This window comes from Lentzea alba (assembly GCF_047445655.1).
In the GTDB taxonomy this organism is placed as follows: domain Bacteria; phylum Actinomycetota; class Actinomycetes; order Mycobacteriales; family Pseudonocardiaceae; genus Lentzea; species Lentzea alba_A.
Map to the genome: position 1 here is coordinate 71,717 of NZ_JAJAEG010000022.1, position 17,160 is coordinate 88,876.

Below are 17,160 nucleotides of genomic sequence, written 5' to 3' on the forward strand. Positions count from 1 at the left end.
CATTCGTACAAGGCAAGTGTCGGCCACGACCGTCACGATGAACCCATGCCAACGTGGGACGAAGTGGTCGACTCGGCCAGGCGGCTGCCGGAGGTGGAGGAGTCCACCTGGTTCCGGACGCCGTCGCTGAAGGTCGCCGGCAAGGGGTTCGCGCGACTGCGGACCGAGGCCGAGGGCGGCCTGGTGCTGATGTGCGACCTGGACGAGAAGGCCGCGCTGCTGGCCTCCGGCGACCCGGCGTTCTACACGACGCCGCACTACGACGGCTACGGCGCGATCCTGGTCGACCTGGAGAAGGTCGACCCCGGTCAGCTGGCCGAGCTGATCGAGGAGGCGTGGCGGCTCAAGGCCCCCGCCAAGCTCCGCAAGGCGCGAGACAGTGAGTGAGGCCCTCCGCGAGGCGGAGCGAATCGCCGGCGAGGTGCTGTTCCCCGCGGCGCCGGAGGTCGACGCGGGGGCCTGCGTCCCCCACCTGGACCTGCTGGCCGACGCCGGCTTCTACGGCCTCGCGTCGCCGGAGTCCACTCTCGACGTGCCGGACTACCCCACGGTCCAGCGCATCGTGGAAACACTCGCGAGTGGCTGCCTGACCACCACGTTCGTCTGGGTTCAGCACCACGGCGCAGTCAGGGCCGTCGCGGACACCGGTAACCAAGCCCTTCGCGACGAGTTCCTGTCGCCGCTCACCACCGGGGCGCGTCGCGCCGGACTCGCGGCGGGTGCCGCGGTGCGACCGGGACCGCCGCAGCTCACCGCCGAGGCCGTGCCGGGAGGCTGGGTGTTCGACGGCCAGGCGCCGTGGGTCACCGGATGGGGTCTGATCGACGTCCTGCACGTCGCGGCGCGGGATGAGCACGACGTTCTGGTGTGGGCGCTGGTGGACACCGCGGAACTGGTCGCAGACAAGCCGTTGCGGATGGTCGCGGTGCAGGCGAGCCGGACGGTGACGCTCCGGTTCGACGGCCTGTTCGTGCCACACGAGCGGGTCACGTCCACGATCCCGCGCGCCGAACACCGACGGGGTGATCCGGAGTCGCTGCGGTTCACCGGATCGCTCGCGCTCGGGGTCGCGAGCCGGGCGATCAAGCTGATGGGGCATGAGGAAACCGAGCTCAACGCGACGCGAGAGCGGCTGCACGGGGCCGCCCACGACGAGATCCCGGCAGCCAGAGCGCAGGCGGCGGAGCTCGCGCTCAGGACGGCCTCGGCCCTCGTCGTTCACGACGGGAGCCGGGCCGTTCTGTCGCACGAGCACGGTCAGCGACTGATCCGTGAAGCGACGTTCCTGCTCGTGTTCGGGACACGGCCCGAGATCCGGGCAGTGCTGCTCGATCGGCTTCGTCAGCCCGCGAAGTAGCCCAGCTGCGCCGAGAGGTCGGCCGCCGCCGCCGACATCGCAGGCACGATCTGCTGGACCCGTTCCCGGGACAACCGGTACGAAGGCCCGGAGGCGCTCATCGCCGCCACCACCTCGCCGCGGTGCCCGCGGACCGGGACGGCCACCGCGTGCAGGCCCAGTTCCAGTTCCTCGAAGCACGCCGCGAACCCCTGCGCCGCGACCTCCTCCAGTTCGGACAAGAGTTTCGAAGCGTCGACGACGGTGTTCTCGGTGTAGGAGTCGAGCGGTAAGGAGACGAGCCGCGTGCGCTCGTCCAGTGGGAGGTAGGCGAGCAGGACCTTGCCGGACGAGGTGGCGTGCAGGGGTGTTCGCTGGCCGATCCAGTTCACGGCCGAGACGGCTGCCGAGCCGCGGGCCTGGGTGATGTTGATGGCTACGCCGGCGTCGTGCACGGCGATGTTGACGGTTTCGCCGAAGGAGTCGGCCAGGGTTTGGCACACGGGCTGGCCGAGCTTGGTCAGGTCCATCCGGCCGGTGGCGGCACCGGCCAGGCGGACCACGCCGAAACCGATCGCGTACTTGCCTCTTTCCCCGAGCTGCTCGACCAGGCCACGCGCCTCCAGCACGGAGACGAGTCTGGACACCGTGGACTTGTGCACACCCAGCTCACCTGCGATTTCGGTGATACCGGCCTCGCCTTGCGCCAGTAGTTCAAGAACGCTGATGGCTCTGTCGACGGACTGCACCTGAGCTGCCGAGTCGGAGTTGCTCATCGCGCAACAGTAACCGGCAGGCAAAACAACCCGCTCGAACTCTTGACGGCGCGTCGCCGGAGCCGCACATTGTGTTGCGTCATTCGGAACGCGTGCCGCGTAACGCAACGGAGGCCGACGATGATCCGCGCCTGCGCTCTCATGGACCTGCCCCCGGGAGAGGCGGTGCGCATCGTCGGCCCTCATGCGCCCATAGCGGTCTTCAACGCCGACGGGGTGCTTTACGCCATCGACGACACCTGCACCCACCAGGACGCCTCGCTCAGCGAGGGGTGGCTGGAGGGGTGCTTCGTCGAGTGCCCGCTGCACGCCGCGTCCTTCGACCTTCGCACCGGCGAGCCGACTTGTCTGCCCGCCAAAAGACCGGTGAAGACCTACCCCGTCTTTGTGAAGGATGGAGAGGTCTATGTCGATGTCGAGGTGAACAAGGACGTGGCGTGAGGACGATCGCGATCATCGGCGCTTCGCTCGCCGGTTTGAGGTCGGCGCAGGCTCTGCGCCAGCAGGGGTTCGACGGACGGCTCGTCATCGTCGGCGATGAGGTGCATCTGCCGTACGACAGGCCTCCCCTCTCGAAGGACTTCCTGCTCGGCAAGTGCGAGGCCGTGCCGCTCGCCGACCAGGAGGACCTCGACGCTCTCAACGCCGAGTGGCGCCTGGGCGTGCAGGCCACCGGACTGCTCTCCACACGAGAGGTCGCGCTCAGCGACGGCACGAACGTCGAAGCCGATGGGTTCGTCATCGCCACGGGCGGCATCCCGCGCACGATGCCCGGCACACACGTCCTGCGCACGCTCGACGACGCCATCAAGCTCCGCGAGGCGTTCGGCGGCGCGCAGCACATCGGCGTCATCGGCGCCGGCTTCATCGGTGCCGAGATCGCCTCCAGCGCACGTGCACTCGGCAAGGAGGTCACCGTCGTCGAGGCGTTGCCGACGCCGTTGACACGTGTACTGGGCGCCGAGATGGGTGCTGCATGTGGACAACTGCACAGCGACCACGGATCAACGTTGATTACCGGAATCAATGTTGATTCAGTCAACATTGACGGCGGAATCAACCTCAGTGATGGACGCAAGGTCGACGCCGACGTCGTCGTCGCGGGCATCGGCGTGCGCCCCGCGACGGACTGGCTCGCCGGCGGCCCGGTCAAGGTCGACAACGGCGTCGTGTGCGACGCGGGCGGCGTGACGAACCTGAAGAACGTCGTGGCCGTCGGCGACGTCGCGAACTGCGCGGGCCACCGCGCCGAGCACTGGACGTCGGCGACCGAACAGGCTCAAGTCGCCACCCGCAACTTGCTCGCCGGCGACACGGTCGCGACGCACACCAACGGCGGCTATGTGTGGTCGGATCAGTACGGCGTGCGGATCCAGTTCATCGGACGGGCGACGAACGACGTCCGCGTCGAAGATGGGTCCATCGAGGACCGGAAGTTCGTGGCGACCTATCGAGACGGTGACAACCCGGAGGATGTCGTCGGCATCCTCGCAATGAGCAACGCTCGCATGTTCACCCGACTGCGCAGGAATTTGAAGTAGGAGACGGTCGTCACGGTTTAACGCCACCGGCGACCGGCTACACCCCAGTGTCCTTCGTGGACACACGAATCAGGGAGGCAGTCCGTGTCGCCGGTGCGGCAGATCATCAACCCCTTCGATCAGAGTGTTCTCACCGAGGTCGAGGACCAAACCCGCGAACAGGCGATCGCAGCGATCGCGAAGGCCAGAAACGCCTTCGACCACGGCGACTGGCAGCACGCGAGCCCCGAGCACCGCGCCGCCGTGCTGAACCGGGTCGCGGACCTCCTGGAGCGCGACAAGGAGGACATCGCCCGCACCGAGACGCTCGACACCGGCAAGACGCTGGTCGAGAGCCGCATCGACGTGGACGACGTGTGCGCCGTGTTCCGCTACTACGGCAACCTCGCCGGGCTGCTGCACCCGAAGATCGTCCAGGGCACCCCGCCCGACGTCATCAGCCGCATCGACTACGAACCGGTCGGCGTGTGCGGCATGATCGCGCCCTGGAACTACCCGCTGCTGCAGGTGTCCTGGAAGATCGCCCCGGCGCTGCTGGCCGGCAACACGCTGGTCGCGAAGCCGAGCGAGATCACCCCGCTCACCACCATCAAGCTGTTCGAGCTCCTCCAGGAAGCCGGCCTGCCCGACGGCGTCGCGAACCTCGTCCTCGGCACCGGCCCCGAGGTGGGCGCGCCGCTGAGCGAACACCCGGACGTCGACCTCATCTCGTTCACGGGCAGCCTCGCCACCGGCCAGCGGATCATGGCGGCCGCGGCGAAGACCGTGAAGAAGGTCGCGCTCGAACTCGGCGGCAAGAACCCGAACATCGTCTTCGCGGACGCCGACTTCGACACCGCCGTCGACTACGCGCTGACGGCCGCGTTCTTCCACGCCGGCCAGGTCTGCTCGTCCGGCACGAGGCTCATCGTGCACACGGACATCTACGACGACTTCGTCAACGAGGTCGCGCGCAGGGCCGATCTCATCAAGCTGGGCAACGGTTTCGACGAGGACACCGAGTCCGGGCCGCTCGTCAGCGCCGAGCACCGCGCCAAGGTCGAGAGCTACGTCGAGATCGCCAAGCAGGAGGGCGCCACCCTCAAGGCCGGCGGCAAGCGGCCGGACGAACCCGAGCTGCAGAACGGTTTCTTCTTCCGCCCCACGGTCTACGCGGACTGCACGAGGGACATGAAGCTCGTCCAGGACGAGACGTTCGGCCCGATCATCACCGCCGAACGCTTCGAGACCGAGGAAGAGGCCGTCAAACTCGGCAACGACACCGAGTACGGCCTCGCCGGCGGTGTCTGGAGCCAGGACATCGACAAGGCGCAGCGCGTCGCCAAGAAGCTCCGCCACGGCACGATGTGGATCAACGAGTTCGGCCCTTACCTGCCGCAGGCCGAGTGGGGCGGCTTCAAGCGCTCCGGCGTCGGCCGTGAGCTCGGCACCGCGGGCCTGCACGAGTACACGGAGCCCAAGCACGTTTACCAGAACCTCAAGCCTCAAGCCCAGAACTGGTTCGCGCGAAAGGACTCCAGCCAGTGACCGCATATGACTACGTGATCGTCGGCGGCGGTACGGCGGGCTGCGTGCTCGCAGCACGACTCACCGAGGACGAGAACGTCACGGTCGCGGTCATCGAGGGCGGGCCGTCCGACGTCGGCGACGAGAAGATCCTGAACCTGCGCAACTGGATCAACCTGCTCGAGACCGAGTACGACTACGACTACCCCACGGTCGAGCAGCCGCGCGGCAACTCGCACATCCGGCACAGCCGGGCGAAGGTGCTGGGCGGTTGTTCCAGCCACAACACGTTGATCTGCTTCAACCCGCTGCCGCAGGACTTCGACGACTGGGGCCACGGCTGGACGTGGGACGCGATCGGCCCGTACTACGACAAGGTCCAGCTCAACATCATCCCGGTGGTGGAGAAGGACCGGAACCCGATCGCCAAGGACTTCGTCGCCGCCGCGCAGAAGGCCGTGGACGTCCCGGAGATCGACAACTTCAACGCCAAGCCGTTCGAGGACGGCGTCGGCTTCTTCTCCATCGCTTACCACCCCGAGAAGAACAACCAACGTTCAAGCGCCTCAACTGCCTACCTGCACCCGATCCTCGACAGCCGCAAGAACCTGACCCTGCTGCTCAACACCTGGGCCGGCAGGATCGAGTTCGACGGCAACCGCGCGATCGGCGTGCACACCGACAAGGGCTACATCGAAGCGAACAAAGAGGTTCTGCTCTGCGCGGGCGCGATCGACACCCCGCGGCTGATGATGTTGAGCGGCATCGGCGACGCCGAGCACCTCAGCAGCATCGGCATCGAGCCGAAGCACGACCTCCCCGGCGTCGGCGAGAACCTGCTCGACCACCCCGAGTCGGTCATCGTCTGGGAGACCACGAAACCGCTGCCGGAGAACTCGGTGATGGACTCCGACGCGGGCCTGTTCATCCGGCGCGACTCCTCCGACCCGCGCCCGGACCTGATGTTCCACTTCTACCAAATCCCGTTCACCACCAACACGGAACGCCTCGGCTACCCGAAGGTGGAGCACGGGGTCTGCATGACGCCGAACATCCCCAGGCCGCACAGCAAGGGCAAGCTGTGGCTGAAGTCCAACGACCCCACCGAGAAGCCCGCACTGGACTTCGGCTATTTCACCAACGAGGACGGCTACGACGAGCAGACCCTCGTCGACGGCTTCAAGATCGCCCGCAAGATCGCCGAGCAGGAGCCGCTGAAGTCCTGGCTGAAGCGCGAGATCGCGCCCGGCCCGGACGTCACCAGCGACGAGGCACTCTCGGAGTACGGGCGCAGGGCCGCCCACACCGTCTACCACCCGGCCGGCACCTGCGCGATCGGGTCCGTTGTGGACGGTGAGCTGAAAGTCATCGGACTCGAGGGCCTCCGGGTCGTCGACGCGTCCGTGTTCCCCACCATGCCGACCGTGAACCCGATGGTCACGGTGCTCATGATTGGAGAACGCGCCGCAGACCTGATCAGGGAGGCGTAGTGACAGCAACAGCCCCGAAACCGGTGCTAACAGCGGAAGACAGGCTGAAGGACCTCGGGTACACCTCGGAGTTCAAGCGGGACATGAGCCCGTGGGCGAACTTCTCGCTGGGCTTCACGTACCTCTCCCCCGTGGTCAGCACGTACACGTTGTTCGGCGTGGCCCTCGCCCTGGGCGGTCCGCCGATGATCTGGAGTTTCGTCGTCGCGGGCGTCGGCCAGTTCCTGGTCGCGCTCGTGTTCGGCGAGCTCGTCGCGCAGTATCCGGTCGCGGGCGGCGTGTACCCCTGGGCACGCCGCCTGTGGGGCAAGCGCTGGGCGTGGATGACCGGCTGGGTGTACATGATCGCCCTGCTGGTCACCATCGCGTCCGTCAGTTACGGCGCGGGCCCTTATCTGGCAACACTTCTCGGCTACAACGCCAACGTCGGCAACACCGTGCTGTGCGCGATCGCGATCATCGCGGTCTCCACACTGATCAACTACGCCGGCACGAAAGTGCTGAGCTGGGCCGCCATCTTCGGGTTCGCCGCGGAGATCATCGGCGCGCTCGCGGTCGGCATCTGGCTGTTGGTGGAGAACCGGATCCACGGCCTGGGCGTGCTGTTCGACAGCTTCGGCGCGGAGGGTTCCGGCAGCTACCTGCCCGCGTTCTTCGCGGCGGGCATCATCGGCCTCTACCAGTACTACGGCTTCGAGGCCTGCGGTGACACCGCGGAAGAGGTCAAGGACCCCGGCCGCGTCATCCCGAAGGCCATGCGCCGCACCATCTACATCGGCGGCGCGGCGGCGACGTTCGCGTGCCTGTCGCTGCTGCTCGCGGTGCCGGACTTCGGCAAGGTCATCGATGGCACCGACGCGGACCCCGTCACGAACATCCTGACCAACGCGTTCGGCCCGGTCGGCTACAAGATCGTGATCGCGGTCGTGCTGATCTCGTTCCTGTCCTGCACGATGTCGTTGCAGGCCGCGGCGAGCAGGCTGACCTACTCCTACGCCCGCGACAAGATGTTGTTCGGACACAAGGCACTCGCGAAGTTCAACCAGAAGCGGCACATCCCGCCGTACGCGCTGGCGCTCGCCGGCATCATCCCGGCGGTCATCGTGGTCGCGTCGATGCTGTCCACGAACGCGCTGGACAAGATCGTGTCGTTCGCGACGCTCGGCATCTACCTGGGCTTCCAGATGGTCGTGTTCGCCGCACTCCGCGCCCGGCTCAAGGGCTGGACGCCGTCCGGCGAGTTCACGCTCGGCCGGTGGGGCCTGATCGTCAACGTCCTGGCGCTCGCGTACGGCGTCGCGGCGATGGTGAACATGGTCTGGCCGCGCACCCCGGACGCACCCTGGTACGACAACTACGTCGTGATCCTGAGCGGTGTGCTCGTGGTCGGCATCGGGCTGGTCTACATGGTGATCGCCAAGCCGTTCGGCAACTCCGACGCACCAGCAGGAGACGCCGTGCTAGCCCAGCAAGCGAAGTAGCCGAAGAGCGAGCTGCACCTCCAGCACCCGGTCCGGCGTCTGCCAGTCGCCGAGCAACGACGAGACTCGATCAAGCCGTTGCGTGACCGTGTTGACGTGGAGGTGCAGCTCCTCCTTGGCCCGGCTCAGGTTCGCGCCGCAGCGGAAGTAGATCTCCAGCGTGTGCACCAGTTCCGTGCCGCGCTCGGCGTCGTAGTCGAGCACCGGCCCCAGCACCGACCGCACGTACCCGGAGACGTCCGCGCGATCGCCCAGCAGCACGCCGACGAACCCCAGGTCGTCCAGCGTCGCGGCCTCCTTCTCCCGCCCCAGCTGCCGCAACGCCTTCAAGCACCGCCTGGCTTCCTCGTAGGCCGCCGCGATCGCCACCGGCCCGGTGACCGGCCCGCACGCGCCGACCGTCGCGTCCAGCGCCTTCGCGACCTCGCGAGCGACATCAGTGGACGTCGAAGGCAACGCCAGCACCACATCGCGGCCGCGCGACCCAGCGAGTCCTCTGTAGACCGATGCGTAATGCGTTGCGCCGGAGAGGTTCCCGTCCGCCACCAGCACCACGTGCGGTTCGGTCAGCTCGACGCCGACCCGCCGCGCCCGCGCCAGCAGCCCGGACGGGTCCCGCCCGTCCAGGATGTCGGTGATCAGCTCGCCGCGAACCTTGTTCTCCGCCTCCGCCACCGTTCTGCGCAGCAGCAACAACAACGCCGTCACCGCCGCGGACCGCTCGAACACCCGCCGATCAGCGTCCGACAGGTCAGGACGGCCGGACAACGCGATGCCGCCCAGCAGCTCCGAGCCCGCGAGCACCGCGCACACCCACACGTCGTCGAGCAGCACGGCCCGCCCGTTGGCCCGCACCGCCAGCGTGGGCACGGACTCCAGCACCTCGACCGGTCCGCCGAGCAGCTCCCCCACAGCCGCCGCCACCTCGGCCGAGGAACCACCGCGCAGCACCAGATCCGTGAGCCGGTCGTGTGCCTCCTCGGCCCGTTTCATGGCCTCGTTGTGCGACTGGATCGTGGCGAACAACGACGCCGTGTCGATCGCGATGGCCGCGTGGTCCGCCAGTGACTGCAGCAGAGCCACTTCCTCCGGCGGGAACTCCCGCGAGGTCCGGTCGGCCGCGTACAGGACGCCGATGACCTTCGAGTCGAGCTTCAGCGGCACACCCAGGATCGCGACCAGGCCCTCGTCGTGCACCGCCGAGTCGATCGGGTTGGTGTGGTTGAAGCGGGCGTCCGCGAAGTAGTCGGAGGTCGCGTACGGCCGGGCGGTCTGCGCCACCAGCCCGCCCAGGCCTTCGCCGAGCCCCAGCCGCACCTTCTGGAACAGCGGCGAGAACGACCCGTCCGTCACCCGCATGTAGGTGCCGGCCGGGTCGTTCATCGACAGGTACGACACGTCCGTGCCGAGCAGCCTGCGGGCCCTGCGCACGATCGAGCGGAGAACCGCGTCCGGGTCGCGCATGCCCGCGAGCTCGGACGCGGTCTCGAACAACGCCGCCAGTTCGGCCTCACGCCGTCGTGTCACACCCCAACCCTGTCACGTTCCTCCAGATCCGCACCACGGGTCTCACGCGCCAGGGCGATGGCCACCACCGTGATCACGCACGTGATCACCACGTAGATCGCGATGGGGAACGACGACTTGTACGCCTGCAGCAGCGCCGTCGCGATCAGCGGGGCCAGCGCGCCGGCCACGATCGACGCCAGCTGGTAGCCGACCGACGCACCGGAGTACCGCACCCGCGTCCCGAACAGCTCCGAGAAGAACGCCGCCTGCGGCCCGTACATCGCGCCGTGCAGCACGAGTCCGACGGTGGTGGCCAACGTGATCAGCACCGGGTCCTTCGTGTCGAGCAGCGCGAAGAACGCGAAGATCCACACACCCGTGCCGACCGCGCCGACCAGGTAGATCGACCGCCGCCCGAACTTGTCCGAGAGGTGACCCCACACAGGGATCGTCACAAGGTGCACGGCGGAGGCGATCAGCACCGCGTTGAGCCCCACCGACTTCGACAGCCCTAGCCCGGTCACCACGTAGACCAGGATGAACGCCGTGATCACGTAGTACGACACGTTCTCGGCGAACCGCGCGCCCATCGCGATCAGCACCTCGCGCCAGTTGTGCTTCAGCAGCTCCAACGCGGGCGCCTTCTCCTGCACCGGCTCCTTGTCCCGCTTCGCCTGCGCCGCCAGGAAGATCGGCGACTCGGACACCGACAGCCGGATCCACAGCCCGATCACCACGAGCACACCGGAGAGCAGGAACGGGATCCGCCAGCCCCACGCGAGGAAGTCGGCGTCCGACTGCACCGCGGCCAGCACCGCGAGCACACCGGTCGCCAGCAGGTTCCCGCACGGCACACCGGCCTGCGGCCACGACGCCCAGAACCCGCGCCGCGCCGGATCGCCGTGCTCCGACACGATCAGCACGGCCCCGCCCCACTCGCCGCCCAAAGCGAAGCCCTGCACCAGGCGCAGCAACGTCAGCAGCAACGGCGCGAGCACGCCCACCGACGCGTACGTCGGCAGCACGCCCATCAGCATCGTCGCGCCACCCATCAGCAGCAGCGACAACACGAGCAACTTCTTGCGCCCCAACCGGTCACCGTAGTGACCGAAGACGAGACCGCCCAACGGCCGGGCCAGGAACCCGATCGCGTACGTGGTGAACGCGAGCAGCGTGCCCGTCAACGGATCCGCCGTCGGGAAGAACAGCTTGTTGAACACCAGCGCGGCTGCCGAGCCGTAGAGGAAGAAGTCGTACCACTCGACAGTTGTTCCGATGAGCGACGCGCCTACCACTTTCTTGATCATCGACAACTCCTCATTGAGCAGTCCAGCCGCCGTCGACGGCCAACGACGTACCGGTCACAAAACTGTTCTCGCACAACCACAGCACGGCGGACGCGACCTCGGAAGGTTCGATCAGGCGCTTGACCGCGCTGCGCTGCAAGAAGATCTGTTCCGAAACATCAGCTTCGGGAATGCCGTGCACCCGAGCCTGGTCCGCGATCTGCTTCTCCACCAACGGAGTCCGCACGTAGCCGGGCGCGACGCAGTTCGACGTGACGCCGTGGGGCGCGCCTTCCAGAGCCGCGACCTTGGAGAACCCCTCAAGGCCGTGTTTCGCGGCGACATAAGCGGATTTGAACGCGGACGCGCGCATCCCGTGCACGCTGGAGATGTGGACCAACCGGCCCCAGCCGCGGGAGTACATGTGCGGCAGCACGTGCCGGGTGAGCCGGAACGCGGCTCCGAGCATGAGCTCGACCATCGCCGAGAAGCGCTCGGCGGGGAACTCGTGGATCGGTGCGACGTGCTGGACACCTGCGTTGTTGACCAGCACGTCGACCTCGGCGGGCAACGCGTCCACCGGCGAGGTCAGGTCGAGAACGTGCCCGACCCCGCCGATCTCGGACGCGATGTCCCGCACGCCGGGGTCGAGGTCGACCAGATGGACCTTGGCGCCTTCGGAGGCCAGCGCGCGGGCGCAGGCCAGGCCGATGCCGCTCGCGGCTCCGGTGACCAGCGCGGTGTGACCCGTGACACTCGACATGACCGGAAACGGTAGGCGTCACACGGCGTGATCAACATGTGGCTGGCCCACATAACGCCTGGTCATCACGTGGCTTTAGTCAACATTTAGCGCCACGGTGGCATAGGAGGCGAGAAGAACGGGTACAGGGGCGTAAGCTCCCGTCACCTGAACGGGGGAAGATCCATAAGAGGGGGCTACACCATGTCAGCGACGCCGATTTACGACGACCTCCTGCGCGAGCTCGAAGAGATCGCACAGGAGGCCGGGTTGACCAGCTCGGAGCCCACTTCCGAGCCCGTCAAGTCGTAGTTACTTCGGAGGGGCGATCAGCTCAGCCGGCACCGGCTCGTCCTTGCTGATCAGGTCGAACAGCTGCGACGCCTTCTCCTTGTTCCACTGCACGACCGACTGACCGCCGATGGTCGGGGTCCCGCCGACGGGCACCGTGCCGCTGGTCGCGTCGCTCATGTTGAGCGCGACGCTCGCCAGGTGCCACACGTGGTCGTTCTCGTTGACCGACACCGAGCCGGCCGCCGCGTTCATCAGCGGGATGACGCGGAACGGGTTCGCGAGCGTGGCCGGGCTCTTGACCTTCTCGAACAACGCGGACAGGAACTTCCGCTGGTTCTGCACTCGCTGCAGGTCGGCGGTCGCGAACGCGCGCGTCCGGACGAACCCGAGCGCCTGCGGCCCGTCGAGCTCCTGGCAGCCCGCGGGCAGGTCGATGCCGGCCAGCGGGTCCTTGATCGGCTGGTCGATGCAGATGTCGACACCACCGACCGCGTCGACCATGTCGGAGAACCCGCCGAAGCCGATCTCCATGTAGTGGTCGATCCGCACGCCGGTCGCACCCTCGACGGTCTTCGCGAGCAGCTGCGGCCCGCCGAACGCGTACGCCGCGTTGATCTTGTTGCGGGCGTTGCCCTCGATCGCCACGTAGGAGTCACGCGGGATCGACAGCAGCACCGGCTTGGCGGCGCTGTTGTCCGGCAGGTGCAGCATCATGATGGTGTCGGTGCGCCGACCGGCCGCGTCGCCGGTGGCCAGCGCGTCCTTCTGCTCCTGCGTCAGGCCATCTCGCGCGTCCGAACCGACGAGCAGCCACGTGGTTCCCGGCGTCTCCGCGGGACGGCCCTCGTAGTCCGGCAGCGCGTCGATCCGCTTCAACGACGAGTCGACGTACAAACCAAAACCGACGGCACCCAGCACCAGGACGAGCAGCAGCACCAGAATGACGCGTCCAGGACGCCTCTTCTTCTTCATCGGCCGCTGCGGCGGCATGGGACGCCGCGGCTGCTGGTAGCCGTGGTGATACCCAGCGCTCATGTGTCGCCAACCCCGATCGCTTTAGATTCGCTTTGCAACTAGGGACGCAATGCGCCCGTTCAGGTTGCGACGAACCTACCGGGGTGGCAGCACCAACGCTTCGAAAAGCCTCGTGACCTCGGCCGACGGGTCTTCTGTGAATCCCGTATGCGCAGGTGAGGTCTGCACGATCGTGCTGCGGGGTGCCGTCAGCCAGCGGAACCGTTGCCCAACCGTTGTCTGGCTGACCGGACCGGCATCGGGCGTGCCGTCGCACGAGTTCGTGAGGTGCTTGAGGCTGGTTTCCAGCATCTCGACGTCGAGTTGCGGGTCGAGGGCCCTGAGCCGGTCACCGTCCACATAGGTCTTCGCGCACAGGAAATCCAGATCGCGGCAGTAGACGATCACGCCGACGTTCATGAACTCACCACGCTCCTGCCGCGGGACCGCCCGCAGCAGCGCGTACTCAAACACGTGCGGCACGCGCGGCCTCCAGCGAGTCGACCCAGCCGCGATTGGCGAGGCGGTAGGTGAAGAAGTCCTTGTAGCGCTGCCGAAGTTCGGCCGGATCACCCTCCAGCCACTCGTCCGGGACGAGCGCGAGCACCTCGTCGAGCAGCTCGGGCGTGATCTTCGCGGCCATCTCCGCGTCCACTTCGGACACCGGGCCTGCTTCCGGCAGCATCGCGTGGTCCGACGCGTCCCACCGGTACTCCTTGGTGGCGGGACGGTCCTCGCTCCAGGAGTAGTGGAAGTACAGCGCGGCGCCGTGGTCGATCAGCCACGGTTCGCGGTGCCACAGCAGCATGTTCGGGTTGCGCCAGCTGCGGTCGACGTTGAGCACCAGCGCGTCGAACCACAGCAGCTTCGTCGCGAGCTCGGTGCCGGGGTCGCGCACGATCGGGTTGAAGTCGAAGCTTCCCGGCAGGTAGTCGAGCCCGAGGTTGAGGCCGCCACTGGCCCGCAGCAGCTCCTGGACCTCCTGGTCGGGTTCCGCACGCGCCAGCTCGGGGTCGAGGTGCACCAGCACGATCTCGGGTATCCGGAAGCCCAGCCGCCGCGCCAGCTCACCGACGACGATCTCGGCGACGAGCACCTTCACACCCTGCCCGGCGCCGCGGAACTTCACCACGTACATACCCAGGTCGTCGGCCTCGACCAGGCCCGGCATGGAGCCGCCCTCGCGGAACGGCGTCACGTACCGGGTGGCCGTGACCTCCCTCAACGATTTCACGCCCGCATGATCACACGAAGGCTGCCCGGTAGCCGAGCCGAATTCCGCCCCAGCCGATATATCGGATACGGGACATCAGCTGCTCGGCGACAACGCAGCGAAGTACGCGGCTTGACCGGCCTTGTTGGGGTGATAGGAGTCGTCGGTCGGACTGACCAGCGCGTTGATCCACGGCTCGTCCGCGCAGACGCCGTGGTCCGCAAACGCTTCCCTCACGTCGACGTACCGCGCACCCGCACGAGAAGCCGCCGCAGCGATCACCCCGGACAGCTCGTCGGCAGCGTCGTTGAGCGCCTGCCTCTTCCTCACGGACAGGGTGCGGCACCCGTCGTCCGGCGTGAACAGCCGCGGATAGCCGAGCACGACCAGCTGGGCGCTCGGTGCGGCGGTCTTGATCGCGGCGTAGGTGGCGTCGAGCCGACCGGGCAGCTGGTCGCGGGCGAAGTCCCTGGCCTTCCCGACCCGCTTCTCGCACGACTTGTCACCGTTGAGCGTGCAGGTGGTCATCACGTCCACGAACCCGAGGTCGTTGCCGCCGACGGTGATCGTGACCAGCGAGGTCGCCGGAGTCAGCGCCTTGAACTGCGACTTCAACGACTTGGTCGTCGCCCCGGAGCACGCCACGAACTTGAACGACGGGAAGCCCTTGCCGTGCAACGCCGGGTACGAGTTCGAACTTCGACGACAGGAGCCGTCCAAATAGGAACCAGCGCCCGCACCGGAAGCGTAGGAGTCGCCGAGTGCGACGTACTCCCCCGCGACCGGTGCGGGCGCCATCAGAGCTACAACCAGTACTCCAGCCACAAGTCCCATAGGGCTCGGAGTACCACTGTGGACGATCGACTAGAAGGGCATTAACCCAGTCGTGTGGGCAGCACGCAGACCGGGATGGCGGTCTGCAGCGGCGTTCCGGACGGAGTCAGCTTGCCGGTCGCCCTGTCCACCGCGAACGACGTCACGTTGTTCGAGTTCTGGTTGGCGGCGAAGAGGAACGACCCGGACGGGTCGAGCGTGACGTGCCGCGGGTACTTGCCGCCGACCGAGGTGTGCCCGACCAGCGCCAGCTCCGAGCCGTTGACCGCGAAGTGCGCCACGCTGTCGTGCCCGCGGTTCGACAGGTAGACGTGCTTGCCGTCGCCGGACACCACCACCTCGGCCGGGTAGTTCCGCGCGCCACCGGCCGGCGCGGTCTTGAGCACCTGACCCGGGGTGAGCTTCCCGTCCGCGTAGCCGCAGGCCACGATCGTCGAGTCCAGCTCGTTCGCGACGTACGCGACCTTGCCGCCGGGGTGGAACGCGATGTGACGCGGTCCGGCGCCCGGCTTCAGCTTCGCCGTCGAGACGAGCTTGAGCTGGCCGTCGACGAACGAGTAGACGAACACCGAGTCCGCGCCGAGGTCGACCGCCAGCGCGTGCTTGCCGGCCGGGTCGAACACGATGTGGTGCGCGTGCGGACCTTCCTGACGTTCCTTGTCCGGCCCGGAACCCTTGTGCTGCACCTTCTGCGTGCGCGCGCCGAGGCTGCCGTCGGCCTTGACCGGGAACACGCTCAGCGAGCCCGACGAGTAGTCCGCGGTGATCAGGAACTTCCCCGACGGGTCGAGCGTCAGGTGGCACGGGTCCGCGCCGCCGGTCGGCTGCTTGTTGATCACCTTGCGAGAGCCCGCGTTGATCGCGGTGACCTCACCCTTGCTGGTCTCGTTGACGGCGTAGAGGAACCGGCCGTCGCGCGACTCGATGACGAAGGACGGGTTGACCACGCCCTTGATCACGCCGGTCGACTTCAGCTGGCCGGAAGCCGTGTCGTAGGTACCGATGCCGATGCCCTGCGCGCCACCGCTCCACGTCGTGTAAGCCCCGAAGAACACTCTCCGCGTCGCAGGTGCCGCCTCAGCGGTTCCTCCGGTCATCAGCAGTCCCGCTCCCACACCCATGGCTCCGAGAAAACGTCGCCGGTCCACACCCACGTCCGCACCTCCGGGATACTCAGCGGCGGCGCAGCCCACAGTGGCCTAGACCATCAGGCCAAGGCAATAGGCGCAATCAAGATTGCGTCTAGCGCAACGGGTCCTGGGAGATCAGCCGGGCCTTCTCGGCCTCGATGTCGTAGGCCGGCGGCGGGAACTTCGGGTCCATCTCGCGCATGGTCTCCAGCAGCAGCCGGCTCACCGCCCAGTTGCGATACCACTTGCGATCAGCGGGAACGGCGTACCAGGGCGTGTCGGAACAGGCCCGCAACGCCGCCGTGTACGCCTCCTGGTACATCGACCACTTCGAACGCACGTCGATGTCCGCGGGGTTGTACTTCCAGTGCTTGCGCGGGTCGTCCAAGCGGGCAAGCAGTCGTTCCTTCTGCACCTCCGGCGAGATGTGCAGGTAGCACTTGACCACCGTGATGCCGCCGTCCGCGAGCTCCTGCTCGAACGCGTTGATCTCCTTGTAGCGCTTGCGGATCTCCGCGGCGGTCAGCAGTCGTTCCACGCGAGGCACGAGGACGTCCTCGTAGTGGGAGCGGTCGAACGCGCCGATGCGCCCCTTGTCGGGCAGGACCTTCTTGATCCGCCACAGGAAGTGCTGACGGCGTTCGGCGGGAGTCGGCTTCTTGAACGACGCGATCCGCACACCCTGCGGGTTCACCAGGCCGACGACGTGCCTGACCACACCGCCCTTGCCCGAGGTGTCCATGCCTTGCAGCACGAGCAGCACCGCGCGAGAGTTCTCCGCGTAGAGCGCTTCCTGCAGTTCGTCCAGCTCGGCCCCGGTGGCGGTGAGGTCCTCGGCCGCCTCCTTCTTGTTCTTGGGACCGATCGGACGGCCGGCCGGGTCGAGGGTGGAGAGATCCACCTCATCGAGGCGGAGGGCTTCACGAACCGACTTCTTCGCCATCACCGGAGCGTAGCGATGAACCGTTGTATCCGCCCGTTGCGCAAAGATCACCCACTGTCCAGTGA

General features: G+C 67.3%; 17 protein-coding genes. 7 read left to right on the forward strand and 10 right to left on the reverse strand.

Annotation, left to right across the window (positions count from 1 at the left end):
- Positions 1-45 precede the first annotated feature (45 nt).
- Together LFM09_RS32270 and LFM09_RS32275 are read left to right on the forward strand one after the other, a co-directional pair.
- The gene (locus LFM09_RS32270) at positions 46-387 is read left to right on the forward strand and encodes an MmcQ/YjbR family DNA-binding protein (RefSeq protein WP_414100355.1); all 342 of its coding nucleotides are present in this window, start codon (positions 46-48) and stop codon (positions 385-387) included.
- Positions 380-1,357, forward strand: coding sequence for an acyl-CoA dehydrogenase family protein (locus LFM09_RS32275; protein WP_414100356.1), 978 nt, complete (start codon positions 380-382; stop codon positions 1,355-1,357). The genes LFM09_RS32270 and LFM09_RS32275 overlap by 8 nt, the downstream gene beginning before the upstream one ends.
- On the opposite strand, the gene LFM09_RS32280 is transcribed toward LFM09_RS32275, so the two are convergent.
- Complete coding sequence (locus LFM09_RS32280) at positions 1,342-2,112, reverse strand: IclR family transcriptional regulator (RefSeq protein ID WP_414100357.1); 771 nt, start codon at positions 2,110-2,112, stop codon at positions 1,342-1,344. The genes LFM09_RS32275 and LFM09_RS32280 overlap by 16 nt on opposite strands.
- 120 nt (positions 2,113-2,232) lie before the next feature.
- Here LFM09_RS32280 and LFM09_RS32285 point away from each other — a divergent pair, with 120 nt between their 5' ends.
- The 5 genes from LFM09_RS32285 (at position 2,233) to LFM09_RS32305 (ending at position 8,130) form a co-directional block, all read left to right on the forward strand.
- Positions 2,233-2,553 carry a bifunctional 3-phenylpropionate/cinnamic acid dioxygenase ferredoxin subunit gene (locus tag LFM09_RS32285; RefSeq protein ID WP_112272160.1) on the forward strand — a complete coding sequence of 107 codons (321 nt, stop codon included), beginning with the start codon at positions 2,233-2,235 and terminating at the stop codon, positions 2,551-2,553.
- Positions 2,550-3,653 carry an NAD(P)/FAD-dependent oxidoreductase gene (locus LFM09_RS32290; protein WP_414100358.1) on the forward strand — a complete coding sequence of 368 codons (1,104 nt, stop codon included), beginning with the start codon at positions 2,550-2,552 and terminating at the stop codon, positions 3,651-3,653. Before LFM09_RS32285 ends, LFM09_RS32290 begins: the two co-directional genes overlap by 4 nt.
- 84 nt (positions 3,654-3,737) lie before the next feature.
- Complete coding sequence (locus LFM09_RS32295) at positions 3,738-5,180, forward strand: aldehyde dehydrogenase family protein (protein ID WP_414100359.1); 1,443 nt, start codon at positions 3,738-3,740, stop codon at positions 5,178-5,180.
- The gene (locus LFM09_RS32300) at positions 5,177-6,649 is read left to right on the forward strand and encodes a GMC family oxidoreductase (RefSeq protein ID WP_414100360.1); all 1,473 of its coding nucleotides are present in this window, start codon (positions 5,177-5,179) and stop codon (positions 6,647-6,649) included. The genes LFM09_RS32295 and LFM09_RS32300 overlap by 4 nt, the downstream gene beginning before the upstream one ends.
- Complete coding sequence (locus LFM09_RS32305) at positions 6,649-8,130, forward strand: APC family permease (protein ID WP_414100361.1); 1,482 nt, start codon at positions 6,649-6,651, stop codon at positions 8,128-8,130. Before LFM09_RS32300 ends, LFM09_RS32305 begins: the two co-directional genes overlap by 1 nt.
- Here LFM09_RS32305 and LFM09_RS32310 read toward each other — a convergent pair.
- From LFM09_RS32310 to LFM09_RS32350, 9 genes are all read right to left on the reverse strand, one after another.
- Positions 8,110-9,657 (reverse strand): helix-turn-helix domain-containing protein, encoded by a 1,548-nt coding sequence (locus LFM09_RS32310; protein ID WP_414100362.1) that lies wholly within the window; start codon positions 9,655-9,657, stop codon positions 8,110-8,112. The genes LFM09_RS32305 and LFM09_RS32310 overlap by 21 nt on opposite strands.
- The gene (locus LFM09_RS32315; RefSeq protein ID WP_414100363.1) at positions 9,654-10,946 is read right to left on the reverse strand and encodes an MFS transporter; all 1,293 of its coding nucleotides are present in this window, start codon (positions 10,944-10,946) and stop codon (positions 9,654-9,656) included. The genes LFM09_RS32310 and LFM09_RS32315 overlap by 4 nt, the downstream gene beginning before the upstream one ends.
- A 10-nt stretch (positions 10,947-10,956) precedes the next feature.
- Positions 10,957-11,688 (reverse strand): 3-hydroxybutyrate dehydrogenase, encoded by a 732-nt coding sequence (locus LFM09_RS32320; protein WP_414100364.1) that lies wholly within the window; start codon positions 11,686-11,688, stop codon positions 10,957-10,959.
- Between the two features lie 291 nt (positions 11,689-11,979).
- Entirely contained in the window at positions 11,980-12,996 is a 1,017-nt protein-coding gene (locus LFM09_RS32325) for an LCP family protein (RefSeq protein WP_414100365.1), read from the reverse strand.
- Between the two features lie 75 nt (positions 12,997-13,071).
- Positions 13,072-13,458, reverse strand: a complete 387-nt coding sequence (locus tag LFM09_RS32330; protein WP_414100366.1) for a DUF3037 domain-containing protein — start codon at positions 13,456-13,458, stop codon at positions 13,072-13,074.
- Positions 13,442-14,209: a HipA family kinase gene (locus LFM09_RS32335; RefSeq protein ID WP_414100367.1), complete on the reverse strand. Its 768-nt coding sequence runs from the start codon at positions 14,207-14,209 to the stop codon at positions 13,442-13,444. The genes LFM09_RS32330 and LFM09_RS32335 overlap by 17 nt, the downstream gene beginning before the upstream one ends.
- Positions 14,210-14,284: 75 nt before the next feature.
- Positions 14,285-14,986: an SGNH/GDSL hydrolase family protein gene (locus tag LFM09_RS32340; protein WP_414100368.1), complete on the reverse strand. Its 702-nt coding sequence runs from the start codon at positions 14,984-14,986 to the stop codon at positions 14,285-14,287.
- A gap of 77 nt (positions 14,987-15,063) precedes the next feature.
- The gene (locus LFM09_RS32345; protein WP_414100369.1) at positions 15,064-16,143 is read right to left on the reverse strand and encodes a lactonase family protein; all 1,080 of its coding nucleotides are present in this window, start codon (positions 16,141-16,143) and stop codon (positions 15,064-15,066) included.
- 121 nt (positions 16,144-16,264) lie between these two features.
- On the reverse strand, positions 16,265-17,095 hold the full coding sequence (locus LFM09_RS32350; protein ID WP_414100370.1) for a PPK2 family polyphosphate kinase: 831 nt from the start codon (positions 17,093-17,095) through the stop codon (positions 16,265-16,267).
- Between the last annotated feature and the right edge of the window lie 65 nt (positions 17,096-17,160).